Source organism: Amycolatopsis magusensis, assembly GCF_017875555.1.
Taxonomy (GTDB): domain Bacteria; phylum Actinomycetota; class Actinomycetes; order Mycobacteriales; family Pseudonocardiaceae; genus Amycolatopsis; species Amycolatopsis magusensis.
Genome location: NZ_JAGGMS010000001.1, coordinates 5,560,086 through 5,575,541, shown reverse-complemented (window position 1 = coordinate 5,575,541; position 15,456 = coordinate 5,560,086). Strand labels below are relative to the sequence as shown.

Sequence of the window (15,456 nt, the reverse complement as noted above, 5' to 3'; positions counted from 1 at the left end):
TGGACCGCATGAAACTCCGTCTGTTGCTCCTGTCCACCGCCGTGGCCGGATCGGTGGTGGTGCTGCCCATGCCGGCCGTCGAATGGACTTCCTGCGCCGGGGCCGCGTCGTGCACCGAGGTCGAGGTCCCGGTCGACTGGGCCGAGCCCGATGGCGACCGGTTCACCATGGCCGTCGCCCGGCACGCGGCCACCGGTGAGAAACAGGGCACCATCGTGTACCTGCCCGCCGGGCCGGGCAGTTCCGGTGTCGACGCGGTCACCAACGAGGAAATCCTGAGCGTCCTGCTGCCACCCGAGGTCGTCGAGCACTTCGACGTGGTCAGCTTCGACCCGCGCGGGGTCCGCCGCAGTTCGCCGGTGCTCTGCGACTCGGCGCTGGTGGCCACTTTGGACCGTCCGGAACCACGCAGCCAAGCCGAATTCGAGGAACTCCTGTCCGCACAGGCGGCCGTCGGCGCGGACTGCCGTCAGCGGACGGGCCCGATCTTCGACCACCTCGACAGCACGCAGGTGGCACGGGACGTCGACGCGTTGCGCAGCGCACTCGGCGAGGAGGAGCTGAACTTGTACGCGTTGTCGTACGGGACCGTGGTGGGCCAGATGTACGCGGAGCGGTTCCCCGAGCGGATCCGGACCCTGGTGCTGGACGCGGTGTACGACCACAGCGTCGATTCCGGCCGGTTCGCGGTGACCGGAGCGCTGGCCGGGCAGGAGTCGTTCGACCGGTTCGTCGAATGGTGTGACGCCGACGCCGCGTGCGTGCTGCACAACACCGACGTCCGCGCCCGGCTCTCCGCGTTGTTCGACCGCGCCGAAGCAGGCACCCTGCCGGATCCCGATGCGCCGGGCGAGATCGTCGATCCGGCGGCCCTCACCAGCAGGATCGTTTCGCCGCTGACCCGCCCGGACCTGCCCGCGGTGGCCGCCGAAATCGCGCGCCTCGAAGGAGCTCCCACCGGTCGGCGACTCGCGGAGACCACGCCGCTGCCCATCTTCCTGCAGTGCGCCGACAACCGGAACGACCTCGCTTCCTACGCCGACGCCGAACGACTGGCCGCCCGGACTCGGGCGGTGGCCCCGGATGTGCGCTCTTCGGCCTACGACATCGCGACACTGTGCATCAACCCGCCGGTGCCCGCGAGCAACCCGCAACGCCCGCTCGACGTGGACGGCGTGCCGCCGATCATGGTGCTGAACGCACGCTACGACGCTTCCACCCCACACCAGGGCGCTCGGCACGTCGCCGGCCAGCTGCCCGGCTCGGTGTTCGTCACCTACGACGGCATGGGGCACGGCGCCGCCACCCGGTCCGCGTGCACGCGGCAGCTCGTGCAGCGGTACTTCGGCGACACCACGCTGCCCGCGCCGGACAGCCACTGCCCGGCCTGACGCGCGATGTCGGTTTCGTCCAAGACCGCTCCCCCGTGCCGACCCTAAAGTGGCCTGCACCGGTTGGCCGGGTGGCCTCGCCGCCTTTCTGGAGGAGCAGCTTTGACGCGTGAACTGATCTACACGGGCTTCATGTCGCTGGACGGCGTGGTGGATTCGCCCGGCGGCAAGGTGGAGGGGCACCGCGGCGGCGGCTGGGTGCTGGAGACGGAGTTCGTGCCCGAGGCGTATTCGCTCAAGGGCAAGGAACTCGAAGAGACGACCGCGCTGATGTTCGGCCGCCGGAGCTTCGACGCCTTCGCGACGACCTGGCCCGACTCGGCGGACCACACCGCGTACAAGGCACTGCCGAAGTACGTGGTTTCGACGACCTTGACCGAGGACGCCCTGGTCGAGGGCTGGGGGCCGATCACGATCCTGCGGTCGGCCGAGGACGTGGCGAAGCTGAAGCAGTCCGACGGCGGCGCGATCTTCATCCACGGCAGCGCCGAACTCGCGCGGCGGCTGTCGGAGGCCGAGCTGATCGACCGGTACCACCTGCTGGTGTTCCCGGTGCTGCTGGGCGCGGGCAAGAGCGTGTTCAGCCGGGAGGACCGCGACCGGCGGAACCTGCGGCTGCGGGACTCAGCCGCCTACGCCAACGGCGTCACCAAGCTGGTCTACGACGTCGTGCGCTGAACCGGGATCGAGGGCGATCGCACCGTCGCCCTCACCGGCGCGCAGCTGCTGCGCCGTCCGGCCGACGTACCGGCGCAGGGCGCGGGCGAGGTGCGGTTCGTCGTAGTAGCCGAGCATGCCGACCACGTCGGTCGTCGCCGTACCCGAGGCCAGCAGCACCGCGGCCGCGCGGATGCGTTCGATCTGCCGGACAGCGCCCCGGGTGAGGCCGGTCGCCGCCCGGAACCGGCGTTCCACCGTCCGTTCCGAGACGGCCGGCCGGTAACCGCGGCAGATGTCGGCGACCATCGGGTCGCGGGTCACGCTCCCCGTGCCGGACGAGCCGTGCGACGAGCGCCTCGGCGTCGTCCGCGCCGGGCATCTCCCAGCGCTCACCGTCGAGCCAGAACTTCCGGCTCGTCACGTCGGGCAGGACGATCCCACTGTCCACCATGGCCGGTGCGGGCACGCCCCGCAGCGAGGTGCCGACGGCGAACTGGATGCCCACGAACGACGCGTCCTCCGGCACCGGCGCGGTCCCGGCCCGCGTCTCCGGCCCGGTGACGGCCGCGTAGGTCCGGCCCCGCATGCGCCAGAACACCAGCCCCCACGTCTCGGTGGCGACCGACGTCATCTCGGAAACCCGCTCGCTCCGGCACGTCCACACGGTGCCCACCCACCCCGAATCGGACGAACGCGTCTCGAATCGCAGCCCCACGTTTCCCTCCCCGGTCCGGCCAGGCGCCGATCCTAACGGCGCGGCGGGTGCGCCCGGAGGTCTCTCAGGTCCACGCCGAGTTCCTCGATCAGGAACTGGATGTCGGCGGCTTCGGCCCCCTGCAGCGCCTGCTCGAGGTAGTCCTCGGCGGCCTCGAGGTCGCCCGCGTCCCGGGCGATCCACCCCAGCCGTCGAAGGCAGTCCACCCGCGCCCCGACGTCCCCGGTCTGCTCCGCGCGCTCCATCGACCTGGTCATGTGGTCGATCGCCTCCGGGTACCGCCCGGCGGCCTGCAGTGCCCGCGCGAGGTGCTTGTGTGCCCACGCCACCGAGTCGGGATCATCCAGGCGCAGGCTGAGGTCCAGCGCGAGTTCCCCGCGTTCGACGGCTGGGGCGGGCTGCCCGAGGGTGAGGTGTGCATCGATGTAGTGCCCGGACAGCCACACCCGCGCCCCGTCGTCCGACCGCTCCCGGTAGCTCTCGTCCACCCGGTCGTAGTGGCCCATGGTCACCCCGAGCTGCCCCTGCTCCATGGCGAAGATGCCCCGGTGCACGCCGATCCAGGTCTGCTTGTCCACGTCCCCGGCGGCGGTCGCCAGTGCCTCGGCGCGCTCGTACAGCTCGTCGACCCCGTCCGTGCGGTCGCTGTAGCGGCGTGCCTCGGCGAGGTGCACCAGCATCCCGAGCGCGCGGTCGGCGAACCGGCCTCGTTCCGCGGCCTCGATCCCGGCCGAAGCGATCTCGGCGTACTCGCGAAACCTGCCTCGATACGCCAGCGGCGGGCGCAGGCGTACTGCGAGACCGTAGACGACCTCCCAGTCCTGGGCCGCCGAAGCCGCGACGAGCGTGGCGACGACGTTGGCCTCCTCGACGTCGAACCAGGCCAAGGCGGCCGGTGACGGCCGCTCCCCCTCCGCGGTCAGTTCGTCGTCCCAGCACTCGGCGGCTTCGAGGTAGAACCGCCGCCACCGCTCCCGCACGAGGAGCACGGTTTCCGGGGCTTCTTCCGCTCGGGCCACCTCGTCACCGAAGAGCCGGACCAGGTCGTGGACGCGATAGCGGTCGCCGCGCACGTGTTCCACGAGGTGGGCGTCGGTCAGCTCGGACAGGGCCGCGATCGTTTCCACGGTCGACGAACCCGTAGCCGAGGCAGCGAGCACGCGGGAGAAGTCCGGGACTCCGAGAAGGCAGATCCGCCGGAAGAAGACGGCGGTGGGCGGAGTGAGATGGCGGTAGGACACGAAGATGGTGGCCCGCACACTTCGTCCCTTCCGGCTCAGCCTGTCGAGTCTCGTCCCTTCTTCGGCCATCATGCTGGCGATTTCCTCGAGCGGCATCCCCTCACCCGCGGCACTCGCGGCGAAGGCGCCGATCAGGCGGATCGCCAGGGGCAGGCCACCGGCGGAGGCGAGGATCCGCCGGGCGGCCTCCGGCTCGGCGCTGACCCGCTCCCGACCCAGGATTCCGGCCAGGAAGATCAGGGACTCGCCGTCGCTGAACGGCTTGAGCCGGACCTGGACAGCCCCGTCGATGTCGGGCAGCACGGTCCGGCTCGTGACGACCACGACGCTACCCGGGCGCCGGGGCATGAACCTGGCGACATCGTCCTCGCCGGCGGGATCGTCCACGATCACCAGGCTGGGACCCGCGTCGAGCTTGCTCAGGTAAAGGTCCTGCTGGTCGTCGGGGCGCCCGGCGACCTCGCGGACCTGGTCGTCGCTCACCCCGAGGGCGCGAAGGAGACGTTGCTGCTGCCGGCTCACCGTGGCCTCGTCCGCCTCCTGGCCGTTGAGCCGGACCACCAGGCGGGCGTGGTGGAACCGGTCGGCCAGCTGGTGCGCGACCTGGGTGGCCAGCGTGGTCTTCCCGACCCCGGCCATCCCGCTCACCACGACGACCGGCCTGCCGCCCAGCGCGAGGCCGCCGAGCACGGCGTCGACGAGCTGGTGCAGGTCGGCGCCGTGCCCGGTGAAGTCGGCCAACGGTGGTTCGAGGTCGACGTCGACGCTCCGCCGTTGCACCGGCAGGCGAGCCTCGGACGGGACCCGCGGGAAGCGGGAGGCATCGGTCACCCCCAGCAAGGACCACACCCGGACGGCCGCCCGGCCGAGGGCGCGCTCGAGGTTGGTGATGGGCACCACGGTCAGCGCGGTCGGCCCGTACCGGAGCGGGTGTTCCACGACGAGCCCGATGACGCCCTCGCCCCAGGTCGGATCCTCGACGATCACCGCGGCACCGGACATACCCCGCCAGGACGACGAGCGGTCCTCGCCCGCCTCCGGCTGGTGGTCGTCGACGAGCAGGGTGAGCAGCCGGCTCTTCAGCCCGGAGCCGGAGTTGACGGAGCCGTACACCTGAACGCTGTCCCGCCGGATCCGGTCGGTCCCGTCGATCCTCTTCTCACCGAACAGCGGGAACCCCACGGCTTTGCAATTGACGATCTTGCGCAGGTAGAGCCGGTCGATGGCGAAGAACTCGATCGGCGGAGCGACCCGCCGGAACGCCGGGTCGTCGATCTCCAGCACAGCGATGTCGGTATCGGCGGACTCGCCGCCCGCCGCCACCACCGCGGCGGAATATTCGATTCCCGCGCTGCGTACCGTCAAGCGCGCGTCCCGTCCGCTGACATTGTGGGCCGCGGTGAGCACGAGAGCGCCCGAAACCAGCAGCCCGGACCCTTTCCGATACTCGACCTGCCGACCTCCGGCCTGTTCGGCCAGCACCTCGACGATCTGCTCGGCGGCCACCGGCCCACCCATGACGGGGACTGCTCACTCGGTCTTGACGTGGGAGCCACCGAAGACCTTGACCGGTTCGCCGGTCCGGTCGACCGGGGGCGCGAGTGTCACCGTGACGGTGTGCACCCGTTCCCGCGCCACAGATCCGGCCGCACCGGCCTCGAGAACCCAGAACTTGACCCCGGCGTTCGCCTCCGCCTCGCGGGTCACCGTCACCTGGAATTCGACGGTGATCTCACCCACGGGGAAAAGGACCGACTCGTCCTCGGCCGCCACCGCGGCATCCAGCAGTTCTCGCCGCAGGGCCGCCACCGTGGCAGCGAGTTCGAGCCCAGCCATGACCACTCCTTCGTGCAGGAATTCGGAGCCGACGGAGGTCGAGGATGGCAGTTGGCTTTGCGCAACTGCAAGGTGAAATCCGGCGTCGATGCATTAATGCGCTATTTTTGCGCGCTCCATCGACCACCGCGCGCCTGTTTCCAAGTCAGCCGAAATGAAGTTATTTATTCGCCAACTGACAAAAAGGGCGCCACCTGCGACCGCGTGGACATCGGCGTGTTCACCGAGACGGTCCCGAGCCCGACGGCACCGGCCACCACGCACCCGGGCGGGGAGCAGGGCGTTGCGGAGCGGGCGGGGACGCTCTACGGTAGCGGAACTAGAACAGGTTACAGTTTTGCTGGCGCGCCGGACCGAGGAGCGGACATGGTGAAGAGGGCACCGCGGGGCGACGAGGCGGACTACATCGTCGTCGGGTCGGGGAGCTCGGGGGCGGCGATCGCGGGCAGGCTGGCGGAGTCGGGGGCCAGCGTGATCGTGCTCGAGGCGGGTAGGACCGATCAGCGGCTGATGGTCCGGAAGCCGGGGCTGGTCGGGCCGATGCACGCGGTTCCCCAGCTCAAGAAGCCCTTCGACTGGGGTCTGTACTCGGTACCGCAGAAACACGCCCTCGATCGCCGGATGCCGGTGCCGCGCGGCAAGGTGGTCGGCGGCTCCAGCTCCATCAACGGCATGGTCTACGTCCGCGGCAACCGCGCCAACTTCGACGACTGGGCCGCCGAGGGCAACACCGGCTGGGACGCCGACAGCGTCAACGAGGCGTACAAGCGCATGGAGGACTTCGAGGACGGCGAGAACACGTTCCGGGGCGCGGGCGGCCCGATCCGGATCACCCGCAACAAGATCCCCCAGGAGGGGTCGCTGCAGTTCGTCCAGGCCACCGCCGACACCATCGGCTGCAAGATCCTCGACGACTACAACGCCGAATCGCAAGAAGGCGTCAGCCGGATGCAGCAGAACGCCGCCGACGGCCTGCGCTACAGCGCCTCACGCGGCTACATCCACGACCTCGCACCCCGGACGCTGCAACTGCAGTCCGGCGTGCTGGCGCGGAAGGTGCTCATCGAGAACGGCCGCGCGACCGGCGTCGAGGTCCTCGACGCCGACGGCACCCGGCGCACGCTGCGCGCCGGTAAGGAGGTCATCCTCTCCGCCGGGTTCGTCGGCTCCGCGCAGTTGCTCATGCTCTCCGGCATCGGCCACGCCGAACACCTGCGGGGCCACGGCATCGACGTGGTCGCGGACCTGCCCGTCGGCGACAACCTGCACGACCACATGTTCCACGCGCTGACCTTCCACGTCTCCTCCAGCCGGAACACCGGCACACCACCGTACTTCGCCCGCGGCCTGGCCAGGGAACTGCTGCGCCCCGGCACCACGTTCCTGGCGAACTCGGTGTTCGAAGCGGTCGCGTTCCTCCGGACCTCCCAGGCCGGCGCGGTCCCCGACCTCCAGCTGCACCTCCTGCCGTGGGCGTATGTCTCCCCCAACCAGGACGCGCCGATCCGGCACGACGTCGACAAGCGGACCGCGCTCACCGTGCTGGTGACGCTGATCTACCCGAAGAGCCGCGGCACCCTGCGGCTCGCCTCGGGCGATCCCTCGGCGCCCCCGCTCATCGACCCCCAGTACCTCGCCGACCCGGCCGATCTCGAAGTGCTCGGCGAGGGCTCGGAGATGGCCCGCGAGATCTTCGCCTCGGGCGCGTTCCAAGGCGCGGTCAAGGAGGAAATCCACCCCGGCAAGGACCTGCGGGGCCAGGAGTTGCGCGACGCGATCCTGAACCGCGCGACTTCGGTGTACCACGGCGTCGGCACCTGCCGGATGGGCGTCGACGAGCTCGCCGTCGTCAGCCCCGATCTCAAGGTCCGCGGGGTCGACGGGCTGCGGGTCTGCGACGCCTCGATCATGCCGTCGATCACCGGCGGCAACACGAACGCGCCCAGCATCATGATCGGCGAGATGGGCGCACGGCTCGTCCTCGGCGACCGAGCCCACTGACCGGGAGAAGTCCATGACCGTCACCCCGCTCGCGCTCACCCGTCCGGCGTCGGCCACCGACGCGCTCCTGCGGCGGCTCGTCGCCAGGGTGCCCGGCTCGTCCGGCGCGACCTGGCAGCTCACCGAGGTCTACACGGGAGACACCCTCGTCGAGCTGCCGCAGTCGACGCCCGCCGACATCGAGCAGGCGTTCACCGTCGCCCGCGCGGCGCAGCGCGAGTGGGCGGCCACCCCGCTGAAGGAGCGCCTGGCGGTGTTCAAGCGGGCGCACACGATCTTCGTCGACCACGCGCGGACCGTCGCCGACCTCATCCAGGTCGAGAGCGGCAAGAACCGGCAGATGGCGATCGAGGAGACCTGCGACCCGGTGATGGTGATGAGCCACTACCTCAAGCGGGCCACCAGGTTGCTGGCGCCGACCAAGCGCGGCGGGCCGGTGCCGTTCCTGACGAGCTCGACCGAGATCCGTCAGCCCAAGGGTGTCGTGGGCATCATCGCGCCGTGGAACTTCCCGTTCGCCACCGGCATTTCCGACGCCGTCCCGGCGCTGATGGCCGGGAACGCGGTGGTGCTCAAGCCCGACAACAAGACCGCGCTCTCGCCGCTCTACGGCATCCAGCTGCTGGAGGAAGCCGGGTTGCCGTCGGGTTTGTTCCAGGTGGTGTGCGGTGAAGGCCCCGACGTCGGCCCGACGCTCATCGACCAGGCCGACTACGTGATGTTCACCGGCTCCACGGCCACCGGCCGGGTGATCGGCGAGCGGGCCGGTCGCAACCTCATCGGCTGCTGCCTCGAACTCGGCGGCAAGAACCCGATGATCGTGCTCGAGGACGCCAACCTGGCGGAAACCGTGCAGGGCGCCATCTTCGGCGCCTTCGGCAACACCGGGCAGATCTGCATGCACATCGAACGGATCTACCTGCCGGCCTCGCGCTACGACGAGTTCAAGACCGCGTTCGTGGCCAGGGCCGAAGCGCTCGACGTCCGCGCCGCCTACGACTTCGGGCCGGAGATGGGTTCGCTCGTCTCCGTCGACCACCTGCGCCGCGTCCAGTCCCATGTGGACGATGCCGTGGCCAAGGGCGCCACCGTGCTCTGCGGCGGCAAGGCGCGACCGGACCTCGGCCCGGCGTTCTTCGAACCGACGATCCTCGAAGGCGTCACGAAGGACATGGTCTGCGGCGTCACCGAAACCTTCGGACCCGTGGTGGCGCTGCACAAGTACGACACCGTCGACGAAGCCGTCGCGCTGGCCAACGACACCGACTACGGCCTCAACGCGTCGATCTGGGGCAGCGATCTCGGCGCGGCGCGCGCCGTCGCCGCCCGCCTGGAATCCGGCAACGTCAACATCAACGACATCCTCGCCACCGCCTACGCCGCCAAGGGCACCCCGTCCGGCGGGGTGAAGACCTCCGGTGTCGGTGCCAGGCACGGGGATCAGGGTCTGCTCAAGTACACCGACGTGCAGAACCTGGCAGTGTTGAAGAAGCAGGTCATGGGGCCACGACCCGGGCAGGACCACGAGAAATACGTCAGGAGCATGCTGTCGGGACTGAAGATGATGCGGAAGTTCCGCATCCGGTGATCCTCGGGGCCCTCAGCGGTCCGGCTGCAGGATGGTCGAGACCACCCGGCGGGCCGCGGCGGTGAAGCGGCCGGGGGTGACCGACGGCATGCTGGTGACGATGAGCAGGAGCGTGCTGCTCATCGGGAACACGCCGACGCAGCCCCGTTCCGCTTCGAAGACCGTGGACTGCAGGCGGCCCTGCGACACCAGGCCGCTGAAGTGGTCGCCGATGCTGGCCGCCGCGGCGGCCAGCGCGGAACCGTGCAGGGCGATCGTCGCCTCGCCGTCGCCTTCGGTGCGGGAACCGCTGTCCGCGGCGATCACCAGGCCGTCCCGGCTGGTCATCACCGCGTGCCGCACGTCGTCGACCTCGGCGCACGCGCGGTCCAGCAACTCCCCGACCACCTGGGGGTCGCGCAGCCGGATCTCCCGGCGCTGCGTCTCGGCGCTCATACCGTGATGGCCTGCTCGAGCCGGCGGAGCTGGTGCCTGGCCAGCGCGAGGTTCGCGCGCGACCGGTCGAGCACGAGGTAGAGGAAGAGCTTCTCGTCGGGCGTGTGCCGGTCCAGCGGCATGATGATGTGGTACTGCGACCCCAGCGTGATGAGGATGTCCTCGATGACCTCCTCCAGCTGCATGGTCTCGATGGCCCGCAGTTTCGCGCGCACGACGTCGGTGTTGACCGCGCCGGCCACCTCGAGGTCGAGCAGCGCGTTGCCGCCCTGCTGCCCCAGCACCATGCCGCTCTGGTAGTCCACGAGCGCGATGCCCAGGGCACCGTCCACCGCCATGGCACCACGCAACGCTTCATCGATCTTCATCCTCGCCCAGCCCAGCTTCCTTGATCGACCGGGGCGCGCACCGCGGCCCGGGATTCGGATTCGCGCGACCGGCGGCAGGCCGCGCACCAGTGAAGGTGTCACTCGCAGGCTCCCCAGAGCGGCCGACAACCGAGTCCGAAGTGTAGCAACGGCACACCGGCCGGACCAGAGCGAAGATCACCGGAAAATAATGTCCGGAATGGACGAACGCATCGGCATGATCCGCCGGGTACTATCCAGTCCACTGTGGAATAGGCGAACAGTGGGAAGTGCACCGGATACCGGGAGAAGGCCGTGATTGTCCCAGTGCCGGGCCACCTGGTCCGAGGGTGACCGCCGATGTCCTCAGGCGCGTTTCAGTTCCTCGACGGCGGATTTCAGGCCCGCCATCGCCGCGAAGTGGAACCGCGGGCCGTAGGAAACCCGGGCCACGCCCAGTTCCCGGAACGCGGCCAGGTCCAGCTCGTCGCCGGTGTTGCCGTTGACCGGCCCCGGCAGTTCGGTGACCAGCGCGGCGAGGTCGGCTTTCCGGCGCACGCCGATCGGGTACAGGCAGTCGGCCCCGGCTTCCCGGTAGAGCCGTCCCCGCCGGACCGTCTCCGCCAGCCGGTCCTCTTCGGCGACGCCGCGGCCGGGCAGGAAGGCGTCGATGCGGGCGTTGAGCACGATCGGCACACCGGCTTCCCCGGCGGCGGCGCGCACGCCCGCGAGCCACTCGGCGTGCGCACCCGCCTCGGCCAGGCCGCCCGACCGGTGGTCGGTGTCCTCCAGGTTGGCGCCGACCGCGCCGGTCTCCAGCAGGCGGTCCACCAGTTCGCGCGGCCGCATGCCGTACCCGGCCTCGGCGTCGACCGTGACCGGCACGGACACCGCGCGGGCGATGCGCCCGGCCGCGGCGAACATCTCCTGCCACGGCGCCCCTTCCCCGTCCGGGTAGCCGAGCGTGGCAGAGACGGCGGCGCTGGCCGTGGCGATCGCGGCGAAACCCACGTCGGCCACGGTCCTGGCGCTCGCCGCGTCCCACACGTTCGGCAGCACGAGCAGGTCCCCGGTGTGCAGCTCGCGGAGCCGCCCGGCGAGGTCCTTCAGTTCGGTCATCGGTGATCCTCCACATCGGAAAGCGACATCAAGCGGACAGGGAACCGGCTGGGCGCGGGGGCACGGCCGTGGTGGCCAGCCGCCTGCCTGGCATGCCGAGCGCGATCAGCAGGCCGGCGAAGGCGAAGCCCGCGACCGAGCCCATCGCGGCGGTGAAGCCGGTGGTGAACTCCTCCGGCGAGGCGTAACCCCCGGCGGCCGCGAAGACGGCCACCGCGACCGCCACGCCGAACACCCCGCCGAGGATCCGCAGCATCATGAACACACCGGAGGCCTGGCCGATCTCGGCCGGGCGCACCGCCGCGACCACCGCCTTCTGCGCCGCCGGCATGGCCATGGTCAGCCCGATACCGCCGACGACCAGCGCGGGCAGCAGCTCGCCGTAGCCGGTGCCGGGTCCGGCGACGACCGCGATCCAGGCCGAACCGGCGGTCTGGAGCAGCAGCCCGCCCACCACGAACCGCCGCTCGCCATAGCGGTCGGCCAGCGCGCCGGCGATCGGCGCGCACACCATCAGCGTCGCGGTCCACGGCATCAGCCGCAGCCCGGCGCCCAGTGCGTCGGTGCCGTGCACGGTCTGGAAGTACTGCGCGAGGAAGAACAGCGTCCCGTACAGCGAAGCGAACACGCAGAAGTTCGCCGGGTTGGCCGTGGCGAACGCCCTCGCCCGGAAGAACCGCATCGGCAGCATCGGCGTCGCCGTGCGCTGCTCCCAGCGCACGAACACGATCACCAGCGCGACCCCGCCCAGCAGCGCGCCGAGCACCTCCACGCTGGTCCAGCCCGCCGCGTTGCCGCGCACCAGCGCCCAGACCACGCCGAAGGCACCCGCGGTCACCAGTGCCACCCCCGGCAGGTCGAACCGGTGGTTCGGCCCGACGCTCTCGGCCACGCGCCGCGCGGTCAGCGCGATGGCGACCAGGCCGATCGGCAGGTTCAGCCAGAAGATCCACTGCCACGCCAGCCCCTGTGCGATGACTCCGCCGACGAACGGGCCGCTGAACGTGGCCAGGCCGGTGATGCCCAGGTAGAGCCCCATCGCCCGGCCGCGCTGCGGGGGCGGGAACGCGGCGCTGATCAGGGTGAGCGACAGCGGCAGCACCATCGCCGCGCCGACGCCCTGCAACGCCCGGGCGGCGATCAGGGTGCCGATGTCCGGCGACAGCGCGCAGGCCGCCGAAGCGACGCTGAACAACGCCAGCCCGGCGGTGAACACCCGGCGGCGGCCGAAGCGGTCACCGAGGGCCGCGCCGGTCAACAGCAGCACGGCGAAGGCCAGGTTGTAGGCGTTGACCGTCCATTCGAGCGCTTCGACCGAAGCCGTCAGATCCGCCCGGATCGTGCTCAGCGCGGTGGTCACCACCAGGCTGTCCAGCGCCATCATGAACGAGGCCAGCGAAGCCAGCGCCAGCACCCACGCCTGCTTGGCGGTCATCGACGGCTCTCCCGCAGCGAGCGCGGCAGGCCGAACACGGTCAGCAGCGAGTTGTCGAGGAAGCGGGTCACCGCGGCGATCCGGTCGCCCGCCAGCGTCAGCACCACGACGCCGTGCGCGTGCAGGATCGGGGTGCGGGGATCGCTCTGGTAGCAGCCGAAGGCGGGCTGGCCGTTCGCCCTCGTCGGGACCAGCAGGAAGCGGGGGTCCTCGCGCAGCGCGACGGTGCGCAGGAAGTGCCCGATGGCGGCGGGCCCCTGGTACTCCAGCGGCAGCGGCGGCATGGTCAGCCACGCGTCGTCGGTCAGCAGGGCCACGATCGCGTCGACGTCACCGCTTTCGAAGGCGCGGACGAAGTCGTTCACGATCCGGCGTTCCCGCGGTGACTCCGGCAGCGGAGCGCCTTCGCGGTCGGCCGACGGTAACTCGTGGGCCAGCGTGTTCCTCGCCCGTTTCAGCGCGCTGGTCACCGCGCTCTCGGTGGTGTCGAGCATGCCGGCCACTTCGGCGGCCCGGAAGCCCAGCACGTCCCGCAGCACCAGGACGGCCCGCTGCTTCGGCGGCAACTCCTGGAGCGCGGCGAGGAAGGCCAGCGAGACCGACTCCCGCGTCTCGTAGCGCGCCTCCGGCCCCGGCACGTGATCGGCGATCTCGTCGAGCATCATCTCGGGGTACGGCTCCAGCCAGCTCGGTTCCGGGCGGCGGTGCGACGGCTCGGGCAACGGCACCTCCGGCCGGTGGTCCGTGAGCGGACGGCGGGCCCCGGCCCGCAGCGCGTTGAGGCAGCGGTTCGTGGCGATCCGGTACAGCCAGGTTCGCGCCGACGCGCGTTCCTCGAAGCCGCCGATCCCCCGCCACGCGGCCAGCAGCGTCTCCTGCAGCAGGTCCTCCGCGTCCTGCACGGAGCCGAGGATGCGGTAGCAGTGCACGTGGAGCTCCCGCCGGTAGGGCTCGACGAGCTCGCGGAACGCCTGCCCGTCCCCGTTCCGCGCCCGTGCCGCCAGCTCCCCGGCCTCGGTCCCTCGCATGGTGACTCCTTCTCTCCCGTGGTGCCTCTCGCAGGTATGGACACCACCGGCGCCGGGAACTGGGCGGCCGCGGGCAAAATCGGATGAGGTGCCGCGGCGGGGACGGTAACCTCCGCGAGCATGGCACGGGACGGACGCGGGGTGACCGCGCAGAGTGAGGACTTCGCCGCCTGGTACAACGAGCTGGTCGTCAAGGCCGGGCTGGTGGACCGCGGCCCGGCCAAGGGCACCATGGTGATCCGGCCGTACGGCTACCGGCTGTGGGAACGGCTGCAGGCCGAACTGGACCGCCGCATCAAGGACACCGGGCACGAGAACGCCTACTTCCCGCTGCTGATCCCGGAAAGCCACCTGCACCGCGAAGCCGAGCACGTCGAAGGGTTCTCCCCGGAGCTGGCGGTGGTCACCCACGCCGGGGGCAAGGAGCTCGAAGAGCCGCTGGTGGTGCGGCCGACCTCGGAAACGATCATCGGCGAGATGATGGCGAAGTGGATCACCTCGCACCGCGACCTGCCGCTGCTGCTGAACCAGTGGGCGAACGTGGTGCGCTGGGAGCTGCGGCCCCGGATGTTCCTGCGCACCACCGAGTTCCTGTGGCAGGAGGGGCACACCGCGCACGCCGACGAGGCGGACGCCCGGCGGGAAACCATGCTGGCACTGGGCATCTACCAGGAGGTCGCCCGCGATCTGGCCGCCATTCCCGTGGTGGCGGGGGAAAAGACGCCCGGCGAACGCTTCGCCGGAGCGGTGTCGACGTTCACCATCGAGGGGATGATGCGGGACGGCCGCGCGTTGCAGGCCGGTACCTCGCACTACCTGGGGGTCAACTTCGCGAAGGCGTTCGGCATCCGGTACACCGGGGAAACCGGGCGTGAGGAGTTCTGCCACACCACCTCGTGGGGCATGACCACCCGGATGATCGGGGCCATCGCGATGACGCACGGCGACGACCAGGGCCTGGTCTTCCCGCCGCGGCTGGCGCCCTACCAGGTGGTGGTCGTGCCGATCACCCGCGGCGGCGACACGGCGGTCGAGGAAGCGGCCGGGGACCTGGCCCGGCGGCTGCGGGCGGCCGGCGTGCGGACCCACGTGGACGACCGGCCCCAGCTCAGCCCGGGGTTCAAGTACCACGAGTGGGAGCTGCGCGGGGTCCCGGTCCGGCTCGAACTCGGGCCCCGCGACCTGGCGGCCGAGACCGCGATGCTGGCGAAACGGCTCGGGGACGAAGGCAAGCAGGCGGTGCCGCTCGACTCCCTGCCCGAGGTCATGCCCGGGATCCTGACCGAGTTCCAGGCGTTCCTGCTCGCGCGGGCGACCGAGTTCCGCGACAGCCACACCGTCGAGGCCGCCACCTGGCCGGACTTCGCCGACGCCGTGTCCACCGGATGGGCGCGCGCCCTGCACTGCGGCACGCGCGCCTGCGAAGAGGACATCAAGTCCCTGACGGCCGCCGGCCCGCGCTGCGTTCCCCTGGACGGCGAGGCCGCCCACGGCCCCTGCGTCCGCTGCGGCGCGTCGTCGGCCTACGGCAAACAGGTCCTCTTCGGCCGCGCCTACTGACCGGGAGCGCCGCTGAGGACTCCGGACCCGTGCCCACCTGAGCTCCGGAATGCTATGAGTGGGGCATTACTTGCGTTCATTGCAAGTAATGCCCCACTCA

14 protein-coding genes are annotated in these 15,456 nt (G+C 70.8%); 6 read left to right on the top strand and 8 right to left on the bottom strand.

Annotated features, from left to right (window positions below):
* Positions 1 to 8 precede the first annotated feature (8 nt).
* Positions 9 to 1,391, top strand: coding sequence for an alpha/beta hydrolase (locus JOM49_RS24935; RefSeq protein ID WP_209666657.1), 1,383 nt, complete (start codon positions 9 to 11; stop codon positions 1,389 to 1,391).
* 132 nt (positions 1,392 to 1,523) lie between these two features.
* Positions 1,524 to 2,069 carry a dihydrofolate reductase family protein gene (locus JOM49_RS24930; protein WP_209671563.1) on the top strand — a complete coding sequence of 182 codons (546 nt, stop codon included), beginning with the start codon at positions 1,524 to 1,526 and terminating at the stop codon, positions 2,067 to 2,069.
* Here JOM49_RS24930 and JOM49_RS43255 read toward each other — a convergent pair.
* Positions 2,016 to 2,372, bottom strand: coding sequence for a helix-turn-helix domain-containing protein (locus tag JOM49_RS43255; RefSeq protein ID WP_308158857.1), 357 nt, complete (start codon positions 2,370 to 2,372; stop codon positions 2,016 to 2,018). The genes JOM49_RS24930 and JOM49_RS43255 overlap by 54 nt on opposite strands.
* A 128-nt stretch (positions 2,373 to 2,500) precedes the next feature.
* Here JOM49_RS43255 and JOM49_RS43840 point away from each other — a divergent pair, with 128 nt between their 5' ends.
* On the top strand, positions 2,501 to 2,623 hold the full coding sequence (locus JOM49_RS43840; protein WP_281068330.1) for a hypothetical protein: 123 nt from the start codon (positions 2,501 to 2,503) through the stop codon (positions 2,621 to 2,623).
* Between the two features lie 175 nt (positions 2,624 to 2,798).
* On the opposite strand, the gene JOM49_RS24920 is transcribed toward JOM49_RS43840, so the two are convergent.
* Positions 2,799 to 5,525, bottom strand: coding sequence for a tetratricopeptide repeat protein (locus tag JOM49_RS24920; protein WP_209666656.1), 2,727 nt, complete (start codon positions 5,523 to 5,525; stop codon positions 2,799 to 2,801).
* A 12-nt stretch (positions 5,526 to 5,537) separates the two neighbouring features.
* Complete coding sequence (locus JOM49_RS24915) at positions 5,538 to 5,843, bottom strand: trypco2 family protein (RefSeq protein WP_209666655.1); 306 nt, start codon at positions 5,841 to 5,843, stop codon at positions 5,538 to 5,540.
* Positions 5,844 to 6,209: 366 nt separating this feature from the next.
* On the opposite strand from JOM49_RS24915, the gene JOM49_RS24910 reads away from it, so the two are divergent.
* Both JOM49_RS24910 and JOM49_RS24905 read left to right on the top strand, forming a co-directional pair.
* Positions 6,210 to 7,844, top strand: a complete 1,635-nt coding sequence (locus JOM49_RS24910; RefSeq protein ID WP_209666654.1) for a GMC family oxidoreductase — start codon at positions 6,210 to 6,212, stop codon at positions 7,842 to 7,844.
* A gap of 13 nt (positions 7,845 to 7,857) precedes the next feature.
* Positions 7,858 to 9,432 carry a succinic semialdehyde dehydrogenase gene (locus JOM49_RS24905; RefSeq protein ID WP_209666653.1) on the top strand — a complete coding sequence of 525 codons (1,575 nt, stop codon included), beginning with the start codon at positions 7,858 to 7,860 and terminating at the stop codon, positions 9,430 to 9,432.
* A gap of 12 nt (positions 9,433 to 9,444) precedes the next feature.
* On the opposite strand, the gene JOM49_RS24900 is transcribed toward JOM49_RS24905, so the two are convergent.
* The 5 genes from JOM49_RS24900 to JOM49_RS24880 form a co-directional block, all read right to left on the bottom strand.
* Positions 9,445 to 9,867: a roadblock/LC7 domain-containing protein gene (locus JOM49_RS24900; RefSeq protein WP_209666652.1), complete on the bottom strand. Its 423-nt coding sequence runs from the start codon at positions 9,865 to 9,867 to the stop codon at positions 9,445 to 9,447.
* The gene (locus JOM49_RS24895) at positions 9,864 to 10,235 is read right to left on the bottom strand and encodes a hypothetical protein (RefSeq protein WP_209666651.1); all 372 of its coding nucleotides are present in this window, start codon (positions 10,233 to 10,235) and stop codon (positions 9,864 to 9,866) included. The genes JOM49_RS24900 and JOM49_RS24895 overlap by 4 nt, the downstream gene beginning before the upstream one ends.
* A gap of 345 nt (positions 10,236 to 10,580) precedes the next feature.
* A complete protein-coding gene (locus JOM49_RS24890) occupies positions 10,581 to 11,333 on the bottom strand; it encodes an isocitrate lyase/PEP mutase family protein (protein WP_209666650.1) in 753 nt (250 codons plus the stop codon).
* A 28-nt stretch (positions 11,334 to 11,361) separates the two neighbouring features.
* Entirely contained in the window at positions 11,362 to 12,768 is a 1,407-nt protein-coding gene (locus JOM49_RS24885) for a DHA2 family efflux MFS transporter permease subunit (RefSeq protein WP_209666649.1), read from the bottom strand.
* Positions 12,765 to 13,796: a sigma-70 family RNA polymerase sigma factor gene (locus tag JOM49_RS24880; RefSeq protein ID WP_209666648.1), complete on the bottom strand. Its 1,032-nt coding sequence runs from the start codon at positions 13,794 to 13,796 to the stop codon at positions 12,765 to 12,767. Before JOM49_RS24880 ends, JOM49_RS24885 begins: the two co-directional genes overlap by 4 nt.
* A 120-nt stretch (positions 13,797 to 13,916) precedes the next feature.
* Between JOM49_RS24880 and proS the strand changes: the two genes are divergently transcribed.
* A complete protein-coding gene (gene proS / locus JOM49_RS24875) occupies positions 13,917 to 15,356 on the top strand; it encodes a proline--tRNA ligase (protein WP_209666647.1) in 1,440 nt (479 codons plus the stop codon).
* Positions 15,357 to 15,456 lie beyond the last annotated feature (100 nt).